At 66.9% G+C, this 18,324-nt stretch carries 18 protein-coding genes and 1 pseudogene; 10 read left to right on the plus strand and 9 right to left on the minus strand.

What is annotated here, in order from left to right; all coding sequences use genetic code 11:
- Positions 1–6: 6 nt before the first annotated feature.
- The 8 genes from AC07Y4_RS18625 to ahpC all read right to left on the minus strand — a co-directional run bounded on the left by AC07Y4_RS18625 (position 7) and on the right by ahpC (position 8,866).
- Positions 7–804, minus strand: a complete 798-nt coding sequence (locus tag AC07Y4_RS18625) for a heme ABC transporter ATP-binding protein (RefSeq protein ID WP_487849238.1) — start codon at positions 802–804, stop codon at positions 7–9.
- On the minus strand, positions 801–1,838 hold the full coding sequence (locus tag AC07Y4_RS18630; RefSeq protein WP_487849239.1) for a FecCD family ABC transporter permease: 1,038 nt from the start codon (positions 1,836–1,838) through the stop codon (positions 801–803). Before AC07Y4_RS18630 ends, AC07Y4_RS18625 begins: the two co-directional genes overlap by 4 nt.
- The gene (locus AC07Y4_RS18635; protein WP_487849240.1) at positions 1,835–2,743 is read right to left on the minus strand and encodes a heme/hemin ABC transporter substrate-binding protein; all 909 of its coding nucleotides are present in this window, start codon (positions 2,741–2,743) and stop codon (positions 1,835–1,837) included. Before AC07Y4_RS18635 ends, AC07Y4_RS18630 begins: the two co-directional genes overlap by 4 nt.
- Before the next feature lie 31 nt (positions 2,744–2,774).
- The gene (locus AC07Y4_RS18640; RefSeq protein WP_487849241.1) at positions 2,775–3,161 is read right to left on the minus strand and encodes a VOC family protein; all 387 of its coding nucleotides are present in this window, start codon (positions 3,159–3,161) and stop codon (positions 2,775–2,777) included.
- Positions 3,158–4,243, minus strand: a complete 1,086-nt coding sequence (locus tag AC07Y4_RS18645; RefSeq protein ID WP_487849242.1) for a hemin-degrading factor — start codon at positions 4,241–4,243, stop codon at positions 3,158–3,160. Before AC07Y4_RS18645 ends, AC07Y4_RS18640 begins: the two co-directional genes overlap by 4 nt.
- Before the next feature lie 37 nt (positions 4,244–4,280).
- Positions 4,281–6,497 carry a TonB-dependent hemoglobin/transferrin/lactoferrin family receptor gene (locus tag AC07Y4_RS18650; protein ID WP_487849243.1) on the minus strand — a complete coding sequence of 739 codons (2,217 nt, stop codon included), beginning with the start codon at positions 6,495–6,497 and terminating at the stop codon, positions 4,281–4,283.
- Between the two features lie 160 nt (positions 6,498–6,657).
- Positions 6,658–8,214 (minus strand): alkyl hydroperoxide reductase subunit F, encoded by a 1,557-nt coding sequence (gene ahpF, locus AC07Y4_RS18655; RefSeq protein ID WP_487849244.1) that lies wholly within the window; start codon positions 8,212–8,214, stop codon positions 6,658–6,660.
- 88 nt (positions 8,215–8,302) lie between these two features.
- Entirely contained in the window at positions 8,303–8,866 is a 564-nt protein-coding gene (ahpC, locus tag AC07Y4_RS18660) for an alkyl hydroperoxide reductase subunit C (protein WP_062473036.1), read from the minus strand.
- A 259-nt stretch (positions 8,867–9,125) separates the two neighbouring features.
- Here ahpC and bfr point away from each other — a divergent pair, with 259 nt between their 5' ends.
- The 6 genes from bfr (at position 9,126) to AC07Y4_RS18690 (ending at position 14,217) form a co-directional block, all read left to right on the plus strand.
- Complete coding sequence (gene bfr / locus AC07Y4_RS18665; RefSeq protein ID WP_062473038.1) at positions 9,126–9,602, plus strand: bacterioferritin; 477 nt, start codon at positions 9,126–9,128, stop codon at positions 9,600–9,602.
- A gap of 131 nt (positions 9,603–9,733) precedes the next feature.
- Complete coding sequence (locus AC07Y4_RS18670; RefSeq protein WP_487849245.1) at positions 9,734–10,381, plus strand: PepSY-associated TM helix domain-containing protein; 648 nt, start codon at positions 9,734–9,736, stop codon at positions 10,379–10,381.
- Positions 10,382–10,479: 98 nt separating this feature from the next.
- Positions 10,480–10,980 (plus strand): DUF2271 domain-containing protein, encoded by a 501-nt coding sequence (locus AC07Y4_RS18675; RefSeq protein ID WP_174543631.1) that lies wholly within the window; start codon positions 10,480–10,482, stop codon positions 10,978–10,980.
- A 41-nt stretch (positions 10,981–11,021) separates the two neighbouring features.
- Positions 11,022–11,831, plus strand: a complete 810-nt coding sequence (locus tag AC07Y4_RS18680) for a DUF4198 domain-containing protein (RefSeq protein WP_487849246.1) — start codon at positions 11,022–11,024, stop codon at positions 11,829–11,831.
- 14 nt (positions 11,832–11,845) lie between these two features.
- Entirely contained in the window at positions 11,846–12,856 is a 1,011-nt protein-coding gene (locus AC07Y4_RS18685; RefSeq protein ID WP_487849247.1) for an FAD:protein FMN transferase, read from the plus strand.
- A complete protein-coding gene (locus AC07Y4_RS18690; protein ID WP_495274886.1) occupies positions 12,853–14,217 on the plus strand; it encodes a sulfite reductase subunit alpha in 1,365 nt (454 codons plus the stop codon). Before AC07Y4_RS18685 ends, AC07Y4_RS18690 begins: the two co-directional genes overlap by 4 nt.
- A gap of 18 nt (positions 14,218–14,235) precedes the next feature.
- Here AC07Y4_RS18690 and AC07Y4_RS18695 read toward each other — a convergent pair whose 3' ends face one another.
- Positions 14,236–14,457, minus strand: a complete 222-nt coding sequence (locus AC07Y4_RS18695; protein WP_487849249.1) for a hypothetical protein — start codon at positions 14,455–14,457, stop codon at positions 14,236–14,238.
- On the opposite strand from AC07Y4_RS18695, the gene AC07Y4_RS18700 reads away from it, so the two are divergent.
- From AC07Y4_RS18700 to AC07Y4_RS18715, 4 genes and pseudogenes are all read left to right on the plus strand, one after another.
- A complete protein-coding gene (locus AC07Y4_RS18700) occupies positions 14,456–16,837 on the plus strand; it encodes a catecholate siderophore receptor Fiu (RefSeq protein ID WP_095744688.1) in 2,382 nt (793 codons plus the stop codon). The genes AC07Y4_RS18695 and AC07Y4_RS18700 overlap by 2 nt on opposite strands.
- 103 nt (positions 16,838–16,940) lie before the next feature.
- Positions 16,941–17,621 (plus strand): Fe2+-dependent dioxygenase, encoded by a 681-nt coding sequence (locus AC07Y4_RS18705; RefSeq protein ID WP_487849250.1) that lies wholly within the window; start codon positions 16,941–16,943, stop codon positions 17,619–17,621.
- 111 nt (positions 17,622–17,732) lie between these two features.
- Positions 17,733–18,005, plus strand: a complete 273-nt coding sequence (locus tag AC07Y4_RS18710) for a (2Fe-2S)-binding protein (protein ID WP_062473051.1) — start codon at positions 17,733–17,735, stop codon at positions 18,003–18,005.
- A 101-nt stretch (positions 18,006–18,106) separates the two neighbouring features.
- Positions 18,107–18,324: pseudogene (locus AC07Y4_RS18715) on the plus strand (energy transducer TonB); the annotation flags it as partial.

Raw genomic sequence — 18,324 nt, forward strand, 5'->3', positions numbered from 1 at the left:
GACGGACTATCCGAACAGATACTGCGTGACGCCGTCCGCGCCGGTCACCGGCTGGCAGGGCATGCGCCAGACGGCCTCGATCAGCGCGGGCCGTAGCACCTCGGCGGTCGCCCCCTGGCGCAGGCCGCCGGGCGCCCCCAGCACCACGACCTCATCGGCATAGCGCCGCGCCAGATTCAGGTCGTGCAGCACGGCCACCACGCCCACGCCCCGCGCCGCCCAGGCGCGCAGCAGGCGCATCGCCGAATGCTGGTGCGCGAGGTCGAGCGCGGCGGTCGGCTCGTCGAGCAGCAGCCAGCGGCTCGCGCCATCGGGGCGCGGATGCCAGAGCTGGGCCAGCGCCCGCGCCAGGTGGACCCGCGCCTTCTCGCCGCCCGACAGCGTGTTGAGGATGCGTGGCGCCAGCGCCGTGACGTCGGTCAGCGCCATCGCCTCGGCCATGATCGCGTCCTCGTCGCGGGTCGGCGCGCGGCGGTGCGGGTAGCGGCCGAGCGCGACGATGTCCTGCGCCGTGAAGTCGAAGGCGACCGCGCTTTCCTGCGGCATCAGGGCCCGGCGCAATGCCAGCACGGGCATGCCGTGGTCTGACAGTGGCCGGCCGTCGAGCATCGCCCTGCCCTGCGTCGGCTCGCGCTGGCCGGCCAGCACCGACAGCAGCGTCGACTTGCCCGCGCCGTTCGGGCCGAGGATCGCGGTCACGCGGCCCGGCGCCAGTTCGACCGATGCATTCGCCAGCAACGTCTTGGCGCCGATGCGCACCTCGACACTGGCACACGCCAGCGCCCCGTGTCCCGCCGCCGTCATACGCGCCCCCTGAAATGCCGCAGCATCAGAAGGAACATCGGCACGCCGATGAAAGCCGTGAGCACGCCCAGCGGCAGTTCGGCCGGCGCCATCACCGTGCGCGCCACCGTGTCGGCCGCGAGCACCAGCGCCGCGCCCAGCAGCGCCGAGGCCGGCAGCACGATGCGGTGATCAGGCCCGGCCACCATGCGCACCCAGTGCGGCGCGATCAGGCCGATGAAACCGATGATCCCGGTCGTGGCCGTCACCGCACCCACCGCCACCGCCGTGATGACCACGGCGCGCCGCTTGGTGCGTTCCACGTCCACACCCAACAGCGCCGCCTGCGCCTCGCCGAGCGCGATGGCGTTCAAGGGCGAAGCGAGCGATGCTGCGGCCCAGCACGAGAGCAACACCGCCACGCCCACCAGGATGACCGCGCTCCAGCGCGCGCCGCCCAGGCTGCCCAGCAGCCAGAACTGCAGGCTGCGCAGTTGCTCGTCGGTCGCCATCACGCTCAAGAGGCCGAGGCCGGCGCCGGCCAGCGCGTTGATCGCGATGCCCGCCAGCAGCATCAGCGCCATGCGCGTGCCGCCTTCGCTGCGCGACAGACCGTAGATCAGCAAGGTCACGACGAAGCCACCGCCGAAAGCCATGAGCACCAGCGTCCAGCTGCCGAGCGTGCGCGGCAGCATCGGCCAGAACGAGGCGCCCAGCACGATGGTGATGCCGGCCGCCAGCGCCGCGCCGCTGCTGATGCCGATCAGCCCCGGGTCAGCCAGCGGATTGCGGAACAGCCCCTGCATCAGCGTGCCCGCCATGCCGAGCCCCGCGCCCGCCGCCACACCGAGGACGAGGCGTGGCAAGCGGATGTTGAGGAACACGAGGTGCTCGGGCGACTGGCTGCTTGTGCCCTGCCCCAGCGAGGTCAGCACGTTCCACAGCTGCGAAAGACTGATGGCGTAGGCGCCCGACACGGCGCCCACCGCGAAGGCTGCGGCGAGCAGCACCGCGCTGCCGCCCAGCACGGCACGCGCCCCCAAGCGCTGGCTCATGCGAGCGCGGCCCGGAACTTGTCGTGCAGTTCGCCGATGGCGGCCGGCAGGCGCGGGCCGAAGCCCAGCAGCAGCAAGGCGTCCTGCGTGATGAGCGCTCGCTTCTTGTACGCCGGCGTGAGCGCCAGCTCGGGCCGCTGCCAGAACCGCTCGACGCCGCCGTGCGCCTCGATGCTCTGCGTGCTCGTGAGGATGATGTCGGGCGCCGCGCTGGCCATGGCCTCGGCCGTCATCGGCCGGTAGCCGTGGAAGCCGCCCAGCGCATTCACGCCGCCCGCGAAGCCGATCACCGCGTGCGCCGCGGTCTTCTCGCCGGACACCTGCGGGCTCGCACTGTGCGACAGCACGAACAGCACCTTCGGCTTGCGGCCCTTTGCGCCGCCGATGCGCTGCAGCACCTGTGCCCATTCGGCATCGAGCCGGCCTTGCAACTCACGCGCCTGTGCTTCCTTGGCGGCAGCGCGACCCACGGCCTGCACCTTGCGCTGCACTTCGGCCCAGGTGTGATCGGCCTCGATGATCTCGACCTTGACGCCGGCCGTGCGAATCTGGTCGAGCACCACGGTCGGGCCCGACTCGTTGGTCGCGATGATCGCGTCGGGCTTCAGCGAGAGCAGCCCTTCGGCCGACAGCTGACGCATGTAGCCCACCTTGGGCGTGGCACGCGCCGCAGCGGGAAACAGGCTGGTCGTGTCGGTCCCGACCAGCTGGCCTTCGGCGCCGAGCGCATAGACCACCTCGGTGATCGCGCCACTGACCGTGACCAGCCGCGGTAGGCGCTTGCCGTCTTGTGCGAACGCGGGCCATGCGCTCGCACCGAGCGCTGCAGCAGAAAGCAGGCGCAGCGCATCACGACGACGCGGCACGGAAGAAGAAAGGAAAGAGGAATCGCGCGGTTCAGTCATGGGGTCACGGACAGCGAAAGGAGGACGCGCGTCAGCCGCGCCGGGGAATGTTGTGTGCGATGCGCCAGAGCACGCCGGTCGGGTCGGTCAATGTGAAATCGACCATGCCCCAGGGGCGTTCGGCGGGTGGCGTGGTCTGTACGGCGTAGCGTTCGGTCAGCCGCTGCGCCTGTACGCGCGCCCACCAGGCCAGCGCGTCATCGACCAGCAGATGCATCATGAAATTCTCTGCATGGGTCTGGGCGTAGAAGTCCTGCAGCAGGAGGCTGCTCTCGCCACAGAAGAAGTAAGCAATGCCGTCCTCGTTCGAGGCCAGCGTGAAGCCCAGGTCCTGGTAGAAGGCAATGGAGAGCGCGAAGTCCTTCGCCGGCACGAAGGCCTTGATCTCGACCACGCCCGGAACGGTCTCGACGCTCATCGCGCTTGCACCTCAGAAGTGGCCAGGCGCGAGAGCTTGGCCACGATCTGGCGCCACTCCGCGCGCTCGGGCACGCCGGGCTTGCGCGCACCGAAGAACATCGCCATCAGCTCGCCCTCGCCATCGAAAGCCTCCACCGAGGTCACGATGCCGTCGCTGGTCGGCTTCTGGACGATCCACACGCTCGCGATGCGGTCTTCGCGCAGGTGCAGGTTGAAGCCGGGGTCGAGCACGTTGAGCCACCGCATGCCGTGCATCTCCATCGGCTCGATGCGCACGACCGGCCCCGAGTGGATCTGGATGCAGCCCGGGCTGCCGACGAACACCATGATCGGCGTGCCGTCGAACGAAGCCTCGAGCAGCAGCTCGCGCACCGCGCCCGTTTCGGCCCGCTGCGTGAACTCGCCTTCGGTGAGGCGAAAGCTCTGCTGGCGCTCCACGTCGAACTTGTTCAGCAGGCCGAAGAATTCATGCGTGTCCTGCATGCCGCGCCAGGCGTCGGCCAGCGCGACCGCATCGATGGCGCTGTCGTCGCGCGGCGCCGCCTTCTTCTCGGCGGGCGCGAACTGCACGGGTTCGTCGGGCGCGGCGGTGTAGGTGTCGATGATCGACTGGAAGGCATCGCGATCGGTCGCGTCGCGCACGAAGATCTTGTGCACCGCCACGCCCTGCGGGCTGAAGAACTGCAGGCTCAGCGACGGCGGCACGCCGGCATTGGCCGCCGCCTCGCTGACCGCGAACCCTGCATGCCAGCGGCTGAAGAACAGGCGCAGGTCGATGACCTCGCCCAGCGCGAGCCCCATCGCGTCGCTGCCGGACACCTTCTCGTAGACGCCGGTCTTCTCGTGCACCGTGGTCTCGTTGCGCGTGAGCGCCAGCACGGGGCCGCACAGCTCCAATGCCTGCAGCAACTCGACCCACGGGCCCTTCAGCCGCGCGGCGCGCAGTGCCTTGTCGTGCACGCCGGTGTGCGCCGCAATGGCGGCGCCTTCGCTCAGGCCCATGGCCGCGGCGGCGTCCTTGTGGCGCATGCCCTTGGCACGCAGTTCGGCGAAACGGGTGCGGATGTCTTCGGCATTCATCGGGTGTCCTTTGTTTGGAGAGAAGTGGCGGTGCGGCTCAGAAGTCCGCCACGAGCGAGACGTTGAAGCTGCGGCCCGGCTGGGTGTAGGCGTCGCGGATGGCCGAGGTGGTCGTCACGCCGCGCACATCGCTCCACATCCAGTAGCGCTTGTTGGTGAGGTTGGTCACCGACGCGTTCAGGCGCAGGTCCTTGCGGATGCGCCACTGCGCGCTGATGTCCAGCGTGGTGGCCGCCGGCGTGCGGAACTGCAGGCCCGTGGTCACTTCGCTGCGATCGACGTCTTCCCACTCCTTGGCGCCATGATGAACCGCATCGAGGCGCACGCTCCAGGCCGACGCCTGGTACTTGATTCCGGCGCTGAACTTCTGCGGATCGATCGAGTTGAGCGGCCGGTTGTTGGTGCGGTCGCGGCCCTGCGTGCGGCCGTAGGCGAAGGGCACGGAGAAGCCGTTGCCGTTCTCGGTGAAATCGAGCTCGCCCTTGATCTCGAAACCGCTGATGCGCGCGCGCCCGACATTGACGGTCTGGTAAATCAGCGGGTCGATGCGCGGAATGCCGCGCCCGCCCACGAGCTTGTCGTTCTCGATGAGGTCCTTGTAGTCGCCTGTGAAGGCGGCCACGTCGAAGCTCAGGAGGCCGGTGCGACCGCGCACGCCCAGCTCGATGTTCTGGCTCTTCTCGGGCTTGAGGTTCGGGTTCGGGATCGTCTTGTAGCCCGAAATCACGTTCTCGAAGAAGTTGTTCACCTGGAACGCGTTGGGCGCCTTGAAGCCCGAGGCGTAGTTGCCGTACACGCTGAACTGCGGCGTGGCACGGAACAGCACGCCCAGCTTGGGCGACACGGCCGAGCCCGACAGCGACACGGCCTGCGCGTTGAAGCCCGCCTGCTTCGCGTCGAGCGAGAAGCGGTCGAAGCGGATGCCGGGCGTGATGCTCCAGCGGTCGTGAATGAACTCGTCCTGCACATAGAAGGCGGTCGAGGTTTCGCGCGTGTCGGGGAAGCGCTTGAGCGGGTAGCTCTCGCCGGCCGGCGGCACGAGGCCGGTCTGCAGGTTCTCGACGTTCGTGCGCGTGTAGTCCAGGCCGTAGGTGATCTTCTGGGCCCAGTTGCCCATGCGGATCGTCTTGTCGGCCTGCAGGCCGAACTGCCAGGTGTTCTCGTCGTAGGTGACGTCGCGCGTGCGGTCGGCCGCGGTGAAGCGGTCTTCGTGGATGTACTCGCGCGAGCCGGCCTTCTGGTAGCTCACGACAGCGAGCAGGTTGTCGGCCACCACGCTGTTCAGGCGCAACCGGCCTTCGTAGGTCAGGCGGTCGCGGTCGAGGTCGGTCTTGGCGTTGAGGCCGATTACCGAGGTGGACGCATACGGCGGCTTGGCCACGCCCGACAGCAGGTTGTAGCGGCTGCTCTTCTCGACGTGCTCGAAGGTGAAGGCGTGGCGCTGGTCGGAGTTGGGCGTGAGGATGGCCTTGGCCAGCAGCGAACGGGTCTGGTCGCGCTGCGGATTGGGCGTGGTGCGGTCGAGGTTGGGCACGTTGAGCGAGCCCCGGTTCTCGAGTTCGCTGGCGTGCCCCAGGTTGGCGGACACGAGCCACTCGAGCACGTCGTTCGCCTTGCCCGCGAGCGTGACGCCGCCGCGCACGCCGTTGTCTTCGCCGCTGTAGCCGATGTTCGCACTGCCGCCGAAGGTCTTGCCCTCGCGCAGGAAGGACGAGGGCTCGCGGGTGATGAAGTTGACCAGCCCGGCCAGGCCGTCCGAACCGTAGAGCGCCGAGGCCGGGCCCTTGATGATCTCGATGCGCTCGACGAGGCTGATGTCGAAGTAGTCGCGTCCGAACGCATTGGCGCTGAACACGTAGCTGCGCGGCGTGCGGATGCCGTCGGTCAGCAGCAGCACGCGGTTGCCGTCCAGGCCGCGGATGTTGAAGCCCGCGTTGCTGTCGCGCCCGGTGTTGCCCTGCGCCAACCCGAAGCGCGCCGGCGAACGCTTGACCGACACGTTGGGCAGGTCGCGCACGGCATCGCGGATGTCGTGGATCTGCTTGCTCTCGATGTCCTGGCGGTTGATGACCTCGATGCTCAGCGGCAGGTCGTCCCTGGCCTGCTCCGAGCGCGATCCGCTCACCACCACTTCGCCGAGCGCCGCGAGTTGCTGGGACCACGCAGGCGCGGCGGCCATGCCGAAGGCAGAAGCGATCAGCCAGGGCAGCAGCGCGGGTCGGTGGGAAGACGGTCGAGGGAAATGAGCGGCCACGAAAAAGGTCCAGAAAACAGTTGAAGAACTGCTTGCTGGACCTTGAGGCGCAAAGGCTTGCGCGAGTGACCTGGCTGGCAATGAGGGGCAGCGGTGTGCCCGTGTTTTTATTGTATGAGAATAATTCTCATCTTCACAACTTCAGGCACTTAAGACTTACTCACGCAGGGGCCGTCGTGCGGATCAGGTGGTCGAACGCACCGAGCGCCGCCTTCGCGCCGTCGCCGGCCGCGATGATGATCTGCTTGAACGGCACCGTGGTGACGTCACCCGCCGCGAACACGCCGGGCACCGAGGTCTGGCCGCGCGCGTCGACAACGATCTCGCCGTGCTTCGTCAGCTCGACCGTGCCCTTGAGCCAGTCGGTGTTGGGCACCAGGCCGATCTGGATGAACACGCCTTCGAGCTCGACCTTCTTCAGCTCGCCCGATGCGCGGTCCTTGTAGACCAGCCCGTTGACCTTCTGGTCGCCGGTGATCTCGGTGGTCTGCGCGTTGGTGAAGATGTCGACGTTCTTCAGGCTCTTGAGCTTGCGCTGCAGCACGGCGTCGGCGCGCAGCTGCGTGTCGAACTCGATCAGCGTCACGTGGCCGACGATACCGGCCAGGTCGATCGCCGCTTCGACGCCCGAGTTGCCGCCGCCGATCACCGCCACGCGCTTGCCCTTGAACAGCGGGCCGTCGCAGTGCGGGCAGTAGGCCACGCCCTTGTTCTTGAACTCGTGCTCACCCGGCACGTTGATGTTGCGCCAGCGGGCACCGGTCGAAATGATGACGGTCTTGCTCTTGAGCGACGCGCCGCTTTCGAGCTGCACCTCGATCAGGTTCTTGCCCGGCACCAGTGCCTTGGCGCGCTGCAGGTTCATGATGTCGACGTCGTAGTCGCGCACGTGCTCTTCGAGGGCATGGGCGAACTTCGGTCCTTCGGTTTCCTTGATCGAGATGAAGTTCTCGATGCCGAGCGTGTCGAGCACCTGGCCGCCGAAGCGCTCCGAGGCGACACCCGTGCGGATGCCCTTGCGTGCGGCGTACACCGCGGCAGCGGCACCGGCGGGGCCACCGCCGACGATCAGCACGTCGAAGGCGTCCTTGGCGGCGATCTTGGCGGCTTCGCGCTCCACGCCGCTGGTGTCGATCTTGGCAAGGATTTCTTCCAGGCTCATGCGGCCCTGGCCGAACTCGGTGCCGTTCAGGAACACGGTCGGCACGGCCATGATCTGGCGTTCCTTCACTTCGTCCTGGAAGGTGCCGCCCTCGATCATCGTGGTGCGGATGCGCGGGTTCTGGATGGCCATCAGGTTCAACGCCTGGACCACGTCGGGGCAGTTGTGGCAGGTGAGCGAGACGTAGATCTCGAACTCGAAGTCGCCGTCGAGCGCCTTGATCTGGTCGAGCACAGCCTGCTCGACCTTGGGGGGGTAGCCGCCGATCTGCAACAGCGCAAGGATCAGCGACGTGAATTCATGACCCATCGGCAGGCCGGCAAAGCGCGGGCCGTGGTTTTCGCTCGGGCGGTTGACCGAGAACGAGGGCTTGCGGTGGCTGTCGTCGCGGCTTTCGGTCAGCGTGACCAGCGGCGAGACTTCGGCAACGTCCTTCAGCAGCGACAGCATTTCGCCCGAAGCCTTGCTGTCGTCGAGCGAGGCAACGATCTCGATCGGCTGCGTGGCGCGTTCGAGGTAACTCTTCAATTGGGCTTTGGTGCTGGCGTCAAGCATGGCGGACTCTCTTTCGATAACTGGAAACTATCAACTGGGGACAAAAAAGCCCGGGGCCTCGTGAGCACCCGGGCTTTGCGCGGGGCGCTTAGATCTTGCCGACGAGGTCGAACGACGGAGCGATGGTCTTGTCGCCGTCATTCCACTTGGCCGGGCAGACTTCGTTCGGGTGCTCGGCGGTGTAGACCGCTGCCTTCAGCTTGCGCAGGGTTTCCTTGACGTCGCGGGCGATTTCGTTGGAGTGCACTTCGGCGGTCTTGATGATGCCGTCGGGGTTGATCACGAAGGTGCCGCGCAGTGCCAGGCCTTCTTCCGGGATGTGCACGCCGAACGCGTTGGTCAGCGTGTGGGTCGGGTCGCCCACCAGGGGGAACTTGGCCTTGCCGACGGCCGGCGACGTGTCGTGCCAGACCTTGTGCGAGAAGTGCGTGTCGGTGGTCACGATGTAGACCTCGGCACCCAGCTTCTGGAACTCGGGATAGTGGTCGGCCGCGTCTTCGACTTCGGTCGGGCAGTTGAAGGTGAAGGCCGCCGGCATGAAGATCAGCACAGACCACTTGCCCTTGAGCGTCTCGTCGGACACATCGATGAACTTGCCGTTGAGGTAAGCCTGGGTCTTGAAGGGTTGGACTGCGGTGTTGATCAGGGACATGTGATTCCTTGGATGCTGCGGTTGGAAAAATAAGCGTGAGCCATGAGTATAACTACCAATATATCGTTTTTGATAGATATCAACTATTGAAAGTATTGGAACCCGCTATGTTTGCCATCGCCTCGCGCGTCGCCTTGCGCCAGGTCAATACGAACGTGTATCACCATCACACGCATGCAGACCGGCGCAGCATGGGTTTGCTTGCAAGCGTGTGTTCGCCCCTCCGACAATCACCGCTTTCAGAACAAGGAAAATAATCATGAAGGGCGACCCCAAAGTCATCGAACACCTGCAGGCGCAGCTCAAGAACGAGCTGACTGCCATCAACCAGTACTTCCTCCACTACCGCATGCTCAAGCACTGGGGCCTGGACAAGCTGGCAAAGAAGGAATACGAGGAATCCATCGGCGAGATGAAGCACGCCGACAAGCTCATGGACCGCATCTTCATGCTCGACGGCCTGCCCAACCTGCAAGACCTGGGCAAGCTGAACATCGGCGAAGACGTGCCCGAGCTGCTGCGCTGCGACCTCGGCGCCGAAACCGGCGCGCAAGCGACCATCAAGGACGGCATCGCGCATTGCGAATCGGTGCGCGACTATGTCTCGCGCGACCTGCTGCAAGAGATCCTGGACGACACCGAGGAGCACATCGACTTCCTCGAGACGCAGATCGACCTGATCGACCGCGTCGGCCTGCAGAACTACCTGCAGTTGCAAGTGGGCGAGCTCGAGTAAGCACAACGCAACGCTGCCACGGCATTGCAAACAAACGGGGCTTCGGCCCCGTTTTTTATTGCTCTTTACTTAACTTCATAGCCACTGAATAGCAGTCATTCTCATTCGCGCGACTACAATTCGCGCTTTCGATGACTGCCCCCGCCCGTTCCGACAACCGCCGCCGTGCCTATTGGCTCAAGACCCTCCACGAGTGGCATTGGGTCAGTTCCGCCATCTGTCTCGTCGGGATGATCCTGTTCAGCGTCACGGGCTTCACGCTCAACCACGCGGGGCAGATCGAGGCCAAGCCGGTGGTCACCACGCACAACGGCACGGTCGACGACGCGCTGCGCGCCCGCCTCGAACAGCAGCTGCCGGCCGCCAAGGCCCAGCAGGGCAAGGCGCCGCTTCCCGCCGAACTGCAAGCCTGGCTGCGCAAGCAATGGGACATCGACACCGCCGGCCGCCAGGCCGAGTGGTCCGACGACGAAATCTACCTCTCGCTCCCCCGCCCCGGCGGCGACGCCTGGCTGCGCCTGAGCCTGCCCGAGGGCGAGGTCGAATACGAGCGCACCGACCGCGGCTGGCTCTCCTACTTCAACGACCTGCACAAGGGCCGCAACACCGGCACGGCCTGGAGTTGGTTCATCGACATCTTCGCGGCCGCCACGCTGGTCTTCTCGGTCACCGGGCTGTTCATTCTCAAGATGCACGCAGGCAACCGCCCCTTCACCTGGCCCATGGTGGGCATGGGGCTGGTGGTGCCGGTGCTGCTCGCGTTGCTGTTCATTCACTGACCGATCCGATCGACGGATCGGCCGGTGCGTTGTCTTTGCTGATTCAGGAAGAAAGAGGTTTTCCCGTGCACCTTCGCTACTCGCTCGCGCCGATCGCCATGTCGGCGCTGTTCGCGGCCCCGGCCATCGCTGCCGGCCTGTCGGTCAACATCGAGATTCCCCGGCTCAACGTGTCGGAGTACCACCGCCCCTACGTGGCGACCTGGATCGAACGCGCCGACAGCACGATGGCCGGCACGCTGGCCGTCTGGTACGACGTGCGCACCAAGACCAACAACCCCGAAGGCGAAGGCACCAAGTGGCTCAAGGACATGCGTCAGTGGTGGCGCCGCGGCGGCCGTGAACTGGCGGTGCCGGTCGATGGCGTGACCGGCGCCTCCAAGCCCGCCGGCAAGCACCAGCTGAGCTTCACCGAAGGCTCGGGCGCGATGCCCAAGCTCGCCCCCGGCGCCTACAAGCTGGTGGTGGAAGCCGCCCGTGAAGTCGGCGGCCGCGAGGTCGTGACCATCCCGTTCCAGTGGCCGCCTACCGCCGCCGCGCAACCGGTTGCTGCCGGCAAGGAAGAGCTCGGCGAAATCAAGCTCGAACTCAAGCCCTGACTTCCGACCGATCCGCCCCCTCTCTCATTCCAAGGACCACCATGACCCGCTTCACCCTGCGCGCCGCCGGCCTCGCCCTCGCCCTGTCCGCCGTTGCTTCCGTGACCCAGGCGCACAACGCCTGGCTGCTGCCCTCGACCACCGTGCTGTCCAAGGCCGACACCGTGAGCGTCGACGCTGCCGTGTCGAACGACCTGTTCGTTGCCAACCACGCGCCGCTGCGCCTGGACGGCCTGCAGATCACCGCCCCCGACGGCAGCACGGTCAAGCCGGAATCCGAAGCCAAGCTCAAACTGCGCAACGTGTTCGACGTGAACGTCGCGCAGCCGGGCACCTACCGCATCGCGGTGGTCAACAACGGCGCGTTCGCGGCCTGGAAGGACAAGGCCACGGGCCAGAACAAGCGCGCCCGCGGCACGGCCGAAACCATCGCCAAGGAAATCCCGGCCGATGCGCAGGAAGTGACCATCACCCAATCGGCCGGCCGCATCGAGACCTTCGTGACCGTCGGCAAGCCCTCGGCGCTCAAGCCCATCGGCCAGGACCTGGAACTGATCGCCGCCGGCAGCCCGACCGACCTGGCCAAGGGCGAGAAGGCCACCTTCACGCTGCACCTGGACGGCAAGCCCGCCAAGGACCTTGAAGTGACCGTGACCGCCGGCAACACCCAGTACCGCGACAAGCTCGACGAGCTCAAGCTCAAGACCGACGACAAGGGCCAGTTCAGCGTGACCTGGCCAGCCGCCGGCATGTACTGGCTCGACGCCAGCACCAAGGACAGCAAGACCACCGTGCCGCAAGCCAAGGAACGCCGCCTGAGCTACGCGGCCACCCTGGAAGTGATGCCCTGACCCTGCGTTTTTCCTTGGGCCTTTCCTTCAGCACCTGGCGCGCGGGCGGCTACGCCAACGCGGCCGTTCCACGTCCCGCCGATCCCGCCAGCCTTCAGCAGCTCGGCGGGCAGACGATGGGCACGACCTGGTCGCTGCGCTTCGACAACCCGCGGATGCTGCCGCTCGCGCAAGTGCGCGAGGCGGTCGAGGCCGCGCTCGCGCGTGTGATCGCGCAAATGAGCCACTGGGAGCCAGGCTCCCTCATCAGCCGCTTCAACACCGCACCCGCCGGTTCGCGCCATGCGCTGCCGGCGGAGTTCACACAGGTGATGCAGTGCGCCCTCGCGTGGGCGCAGGCCAGCGGCGGCGCGATCGATCCGACGGTGGGTTCGCTGGTGGCGCGCTGGGGCTTCGGCCCCGCAGCGTCACAGGACAACGCCCTGCCCTCGCCCGACGCGCTGGCCGCGATCCACTCGAACGTCGGCTGGCAACGGCTGACCTTCGATGAGGCCAACCACACGCTGCTGCAACCCGGCGGCGTGCAGCTCGACCTGTCGGGCATCGCCAAGGGCTTCGCGGTGGACCACGGCGTCGACGCGCTGCGCGCGCTCGGCCTCACCGACCTGCTGTTCGAAATCGGCGGCGAGCTGCGCGGCATCGGCCGGCGGCCGGGCGGCGTGCCGTGGCAGGTGCAGGTCGACACCGAGACGCCGACCCCGCAACGCATCGCCCTGGCCGACATGGCCGTGGCCACCTCGGGTGACCGCTGGCACCGTCGCGCGCTCGAAGGCCGCAGTTGGTCCCACACCATCGATCCGCGCGACGGTGAGCCCGTGGCGCATGCGCTGGCCAGCGTCACCGTGCTGCACCCGCAGTGCATGCAGGCGGATGCACTCGCCACCGTGCTGACCGTGCTCGGCCCCGACGAGGGCCTGGCCTTCGCACAGCAGCGCGACATCGCGGCCCTGTTCATCTCCCGCGCCGACGACGGGTCGCTCTCCGAGCGAGCCACGCGCGCGTGGCTCGCGCAGGCGGGCGCATGACCGAGACCTTGTGGCGTGCGCTGGGGGCCAGCGCGACGGTCGTGGCCTATGCCGCGCTGTGCCTGGGCATCTACGCACGCCAGCGACGGCTGCACGCCACGGCCTCCCGCGAAGCCGCGGCGCTGTCGGCCGGTGACGGCGCGCAGGCCTCGCCCACCCTCGTGCTGTTCGCCAGCCAGACCGGCCAGGCGGAAACCATCGCGTGGCAGACCGCGCGGCGGCTGCGCGCGGCGGGCACGGCCGTGCGCGTGATGGCCCTCAACGCCCTCGACAGCGCCACGCTGGCTTCGGCCCGCCGCGCCCTCTTCGTGGCCAGCACCTACGGTGAAGGCGATGCGCCCGACGGCGCCAGCGTGTTCGCCGAACGCGTGATGGGCGCGCCGCTCGCACTGCCATCGCTGCGCTACGCCGTGCTTGCGCTCGGCGACCGCCAGTACGCCCACTTCTGCGGCTTCGGCCGCGCGCTCGACGCGTGGCTTCACACGGCCGGCGCCGTGCGCGACTTCGAACCCATCGAGGTCGACAACAGCGATCCCGCCGCGCTCGCCGATTGGCACGCCCGCTGGGGCGACACGCCAGAGGGCGGCGACGACGCCCCGGCAAGCTTCGCGCCCTGGCGGCTCACGCGGCGCGAACTGCTCAACGCCGGCAGCACGGGCGGACCTGTCTTCCATCTCGGACTCACGCCGCAAGCCGGCGCCCTGCCGCACTGGGCATCGGGCGACCTGGTGCAGGTCGCCATCGCAAGCGACCCGGCGCGGCCGCGCGACTACTCGATCGCCTCCCTGCCCGCCGACGGCGAACTGCAGCTGCTCGTGCGGCAGGAACAGCATCCCGACGGCTCGATGGGCGCCGCGTCGGGCCTGCTCACCTCGACGCTTTCGGTCGGCGACTCCGTCGCGCTGCGCCTGCGGCCGCACCGCGGCTTCCGGCTGGAGGGCAACGAGAACCGTCCGCTGATCCTGATCGGCAACGGCACCGGACTGGCCGGCCTGCGTGCCCACCTGCGCGCGCGCGCCGCGGCCGGCCGCAAGGACAACTGGCTGGTGTTCGGCGAGCGCCAGTCCGCGCACGACTTCCTCTGCCGCCAGGAAATCGAGGCCTGGCAGGCCGACGGCACGCTCGCGCGGCTCGACATGGTGTTCTCGCGCGACCAAGCCGAGCGCTTCTACGTGCAGCACCGCCTGCTGCAGGTGGCCGACACGCTGCAGGCCTGGCTGCGCGACGGCGCCGCCGTTTATGTCTGCGGCAGCCTGCAGGGCATGGCATCGGGCGTGGACGCGGCGCTGCGCCAGATCGCCGGCGACGACCTCTGGGCCGAGCTGTCGGCCGACGGGCGCTACCGCCGCGACGTCTACTGAACGGCCCGCGCGGCCTCGTCAGTTGCGCGCCTGCAACGGAGCGAGCGAAACTTTCTGGTTAAAAGCGGCCAGTTGAGCACCTTGGTATTGAGAAGCAATATCATTTGCATCGATTTGCAAAAACCCTTCGCAGATCAGCTCACCCAGCCAGTCTTGCCGCCCTTTTTCTCCCCGAGAGTGCGTCGCCCGGACCCAGCCAGTCGAGCTCTGCCCGCCCGCCCTTTCTGGAGAAAACAACATGGCCTATATCAAGAGCCGCAAACACGCCGTCGCACGCGCCGTTCCTCACCTTTCGGGTGCCGCCGCAGCCACGCTGCTGGCCATCGCAGCCCCCGCCGCCTTTGCCCAGACCGGGCGGGCACTGCCTGAAGTCCGCGTGCAGGATTCGAGCGCTGCCGACTACAAGACCGACACCTCGGCCAACCCGAAGTTCACGGCCCCGCTGGTGAACACGCCGCAGACCATCCAGGTGATCAAGGAACAGATCATTCGCGAACAAGGTGCGACCACGCTCACCGAAGCGCTGCGCAATACCGCCGGCGTCGGCACCTTCTTCCTGGGCGAGAACGGCAACACGAACACCGGCGACGCCGTCTTCATGCGCGGCTTCGACAGCTCCAGCAGCATCTTCGTGGACGGCATCCGCGACCTGGGCTCGGTCTCGCGCGACATGTTCAACATCGAGCAGGTCGAAGTCGTGAAGGGCCCGTCGGGCACCGACGTGGGCCGCACCTCGCCCACCGGCTACATCAACCTCGTTACCAAGAAGCCGAAGCTCGAAGACAGCTTCCTGGGCTCGCTCGGTTTCGGCAGCGCCGACTACAAGCGCGGCAGCATCGACTGGAACAAGTCGCTCAGCAGCGCCAACGGCATCGGCGCCGCCTTCCGCCTGAATGCGGCGATGGAAGACTCGGGCGTGCCCGGCCGCGACTTCGTCAAGAACAAGCGCACCGCCATTGCACCGTCGATCGCGCTCGGCCTGAATTCGCCCACGCGCTTTTACTTCGACTACCTGCACGTCGACCAGGACAACGTGCCCGATGGCGGCGTGCCGACCATCGGCCTGCCCAGCTATTCGAACCCCGATCCGGTCGCCCTCGGTGCGCGTCGCCGCAGCTTCCTGAACTACGCGGCACCGGTCGATCCGAAGAATTTCTACGGCACCGCCTACGACTTCAACAAGGTGACGGCCGACATGTTCACCGCGCGCGTGGAGCACGACTTCACGCCCGACGTCACGCTGCGCAACACCACCCGCTACGGCAAGACGAAGCAGGACTACATGCTGACGGCGTTCATGCTCGGCGGCCTGGGCACCAACGGCAACCCACCGCCCTCGGGCAACACCGCGTTCCTCAGCACGCCGATCCCGGGCCTGCCGTCGACCTGGACGACCACGCGCAACCTGCCGACCAACAAGAACCAGGAAAACACGATCTTCGTCAACCAGACGAACGTGACCGCCAAGTTCAACACCGGCAGCCTGAGCCACTCGCTCAGCGCCGGCGTCGAGCTGATCCGTGAAGAGCAGTCGAGCCTGGGCTACTTCAGCCCCGGCGCCACGTTCAACGGCAAGGTCGTGCAGAACGGCGCCTGGCCGGTGGCCAACCTGTACGCGCCGAACCCGTACGTGAACGGCTACAACCGCATGCTCAGCGGCGCCGACAGCAAGGGCGTGACCAACACGGTCGGCCTCTACGCCTTCGACACCATCAAGCTCAACGAGCAATGGCAGATCACCGGCGGCCTGCGCTTCGATCACTACAGCACCTCGTTCCAGAGCGCGACGCTGTCGACCGCAACGACCAACCCCGGCCTGCCGGTCGGCACGCTGGTGCCCTCGTCGCTCAAGCTCTCCGACAACCTGTTCACCGGCAAGATCGGCGTGGTCTACAAGCCCGCGAAGAACGGCAGCATCTATGCGGCCTACGGCACCTCGGCCCAGCCCCCGGGCGGCGCGAACTTCTCGCTGTCGGCCGCCGGCACGGGCAACAGCGCGGCGCGCACCGACTTCCTGCCGCAGAAGGCCAAGACCTTCGAAGTCGGCACGAAGTGGGACGTGCTGGACGACAAGCTGTCGCTGACCGGCGCGGTCTACCGCACCGACGTGAGCAACGAAGTCGTGCAGGACCCGACCAACACCGCGCTGTACTACCAGAGCGGCAAGAAGCGCGTGCAGGGCATCGAACTGGGCGTGGCGGGCACCATCACCGAACGCTGGGGCATGAGCGCCGGCTTCACCACGATGGACACCAAGGTGCAAAGCGGCCCCAATGTCACGGCCGACGGCACCAACGTGCTGACCTACACGCCGAAGAATTCCTTCACGGCCTGGACCACCTACCAGTTCCCGTTCGGCCTGACGGTCGGCGGCGGCGCGCGCTACAACGGCAAGCTGCACCGCGGCACCGACGGCGCCGTGGGCACGCCGGCGTACATCGATTCCTACTGGGTGTTCGATGCCATGGCGTCGTACCGCATCAACAAGAACGTCGACATCCAGCTGAACATCGCCAACGTGTTCGACAAGCAGTACGCGGCCGCCATCAACAAGAGCGGCTACCGCTACACGCCGGGCATCCCTCGCTCGGCCAAGATCACCGCGAACTTCGCGTTCTGATCCCGACGACCGCGTCGCCTCCGTGCCGGCCCCTGCGGCAGGCGCGGTGCGACACTCGAGCCCCGGCCTGCGCCGGGGCTTTTTTCTTGTGGAGTTCGCCGAAATGATGCTGCATGTGCCCGACGTGCTGAGCCCGGACCAGGTGCGCGAGATGCGCGCCGCACTCGATGCCACCCACTGGGTCGACGGCCGCGAAACCGTGGGAGACCAAGGCGCGCAGGTGAAGCGCAATCGCCAGTTGCCGGAGTCTTCGCCCGTCTCGCGCGAACTCGGCGCGACCATCCTGGCGGCGCTCTCGCGCCACGCGCTGTTCTTCTCGGCGGCGCTGCCCGCGCGTTTCGTGCCGCCGCTGTTCAACCGCTACGAGGGTGGCGAGCACTACGGCGTGCATGTCGACGGCTCGGTGCGCGCGGTGCCGGGCAGCAGCCAGCAGCTGCGCACAGACCTGTCGTGCACCCTCTTCCTGAGCGATCCGGAGGATTACGACGGCGGCGAGCTGGAAGTGATCGACACCTACGGCTCCCACGAGGTCAAGCTGCCGGCCGGCGACCTGATCCTTTACCCGGCGAGCAGCCTGCACCGCGTGCACCCGGTCACGCGCGGGGCGCGGGTGTGCTCCTTCTTCTGGCTGCAGAGCATGGTGCGCAGCGATGCCCAGCGCGGCATGCTGTTCGAACTCGACCAGACCATCCAGAAACTGCGCGCCCACCTGGGCGAATGCGAGGAAACCGTGGCACTCACCGGCCACTATCACAACCTCTTGCGGCTCTGGGCCGAGGTGTAACACCGGCTTGCAAACTCCGACTGCATGTCAGTCATAGTGATTGCAAATGCGATGGATTCTTATTTATAATGAGTCACATCCAACAGCCAGCCAACTGCCGCTTTCACCGCCATGATCGTTTGCGTCTGCCGCCGAGTCTCTGACCGTGAAATCGCACGTCATGTGCGCGCGGGCATGACTTTCGACGAAGTCCAGTTCGAACTCGGCGTGGCCACCCAGTGTGGCCAGTGTGAAGGTTGTGCCCGCGACATCGTGGCGCAGTGCAGTGTCTCTCACCCGGTCGCCGCCCTGAACTGCGAATCGGCGCCGAGAGCGATCCAGCTTGCCAACTCCATCAAGGAAAGCAAAGCATGGAACTCGTCTCGGCTCTCGGCGGCAGCCTGATTCTCGTCGCCGGCTCTGTCTGGTGGATTTTTCGCAAGTAGCGTCTCTGTAGCGGTTTTGCTGCAATCGGGGCACGATTTGTAGTGCCCGCATTCGAATGGTTGATCGTGTCTGACCGCTTTGCCCCCCCTCCCTCCTTTCTTGGCCTGTCGCGCACTGTCGTCATTGCCGGCGGCGTGATCCTGTTTCACGGCGCCGCGCTGTGGGCGCTGCAAAGCGGCCTGCTGCGCCGGGCTGCCGAAGTGGTGATTCCCGTCGAGATCCTGAGCCAGTTCGTCGAACCGCCGAAGCCCAAGGCCGATCCGCCGCCCCCACCTCC

The sequence above is a fragment of the Variovorax sp. GW460-12-1-14-LB1 genome, from assembly GCF_059423605.1.

What these genes read in the sequence shown, in the direction of transcription:
- bfr (WP_062473038.1), top strand. Translation starts at nt 9,126, where the DNA reads ATGAAGGGCGACCCCAAAGTCATCGAACACCTGCAGGCGCAGCTCAAG.
- AC07Y4_RS18705 (WP_487849250.1), top strand. Translation starts at nt 16,941, where the DNA reads ATGATGCTGCATGTGCCCGACGTGCTGAGCCCGGACCAGGTGCGCGAG.
- AC07Y4_RS18645 (WP_487849242.1), bottom strand. Translation starts at nt 4,243, where the DNA reads ATGAATGCCGAAGACATCCGCACCCGTTTCGCCGAACTGCGTGCCAAG.
- AC07Y4_RS18630 (WP_487849239.1), bottom strand. Translation starts at nt 1,838, where the DNA reads ATGAGCCAGCGCTTGGGGGCGCGTGCCGTGCTGGGCGGCAGCGCGGTG.
- AC07Y4_RS18680 (WP_487849246.1), top strand. Translation starts at nt 11,022, where the DNA reads ATGACCCGCTTCACCCTGCGCGCCGCCGGCCTCGCCCTCGCCCTGTCC.
- AC07Y4_RS18690 (WP_495274886.1), top strand. Translation starts at nt 12,853, where the DNA reads ATGACCGAGACCTTGTGGCGTGCGCTGGGGGCCAGCGCGACGGTCGTG.
- AC07Y4_RS18710 (WP_062473051.1), top strand. Translation starts at nt 17,733, where the DNA reads ATGATCGTTTGCGTCTGCCGCCGAGTCTCTGACCGTGAAATCGCACGT.
- AC07Y4_RS18695 (WP_487849249.1), bottom strand. Translation starts at nt 14,457, where the DNA reads ATGTTGTTTTCTCCAGAAAGGGCGGGCGGGCAGAGCTCGACTGGCTGG.
- AC07Y4_RS18625 (WP_487849238.1), bottom strand. Translation starts at nt 804, where the DNA reads ATGACGGCGGCGGGACACGGGGCGCTGGCGTGTGCCAGTGTCGAGGTG.
- AC07Y4_RS18640 (WP_487849241.1), bottom strand. Translation starts at nt 3,161, where the DNA reads ATGAGCGTCGAGACCGTTCCGGGCGTGGTCGAGATCAAGGCCTTCGTG.
- AC07Y4_RS18635 (WP_487849240.1), bottom strand. Translation starts at nt 2,743, where the DNA reads ATGACTGAACCGCGCGATTCCTCTTTCCTTTCTTCTTCCGTGCCGCGT.
- ahpC (WP_062473036.1), bottom strand. Translation starts at nt 8,866, where the DNA reads ATGTCCCTGATCAACACCGCAGTCCAACCCTTCAAGACCCAGGCTTAC.
- AC07Y4_RS18670 (WP_487849245.1), top strand. Translation starts at nt 9,734, where the DNA reads ATGACTGCCCCCGCCCGTTCCGACAACCGCCGCCGTGCCTATTGGCTC.
- AC07Y4_RS18675 (WP_174543631.1), top strand. Translation starts at nt 10,480, where the DNA reads ATGTCGGCGCTGTTCGCGGCCCCGGCCATCGCTGCCGGCCTGTCGGTC.
- AC07Y4_RS18700 (WP_095744688.1), top strand. Translation starts at nt 14,456, where the DNA reads ATGGCCTATATCAAGAGCCGCAAACACGCCGTCGCACGCGCCGTTCCT.
- ahpF (WP_487849244.1), bottom strand. Translation starts at nt 8,214, where the DNA reads ATGCTTGACGCCAGCACCAAAGCCCAATTGAAGAGTTACCTCGAACGC.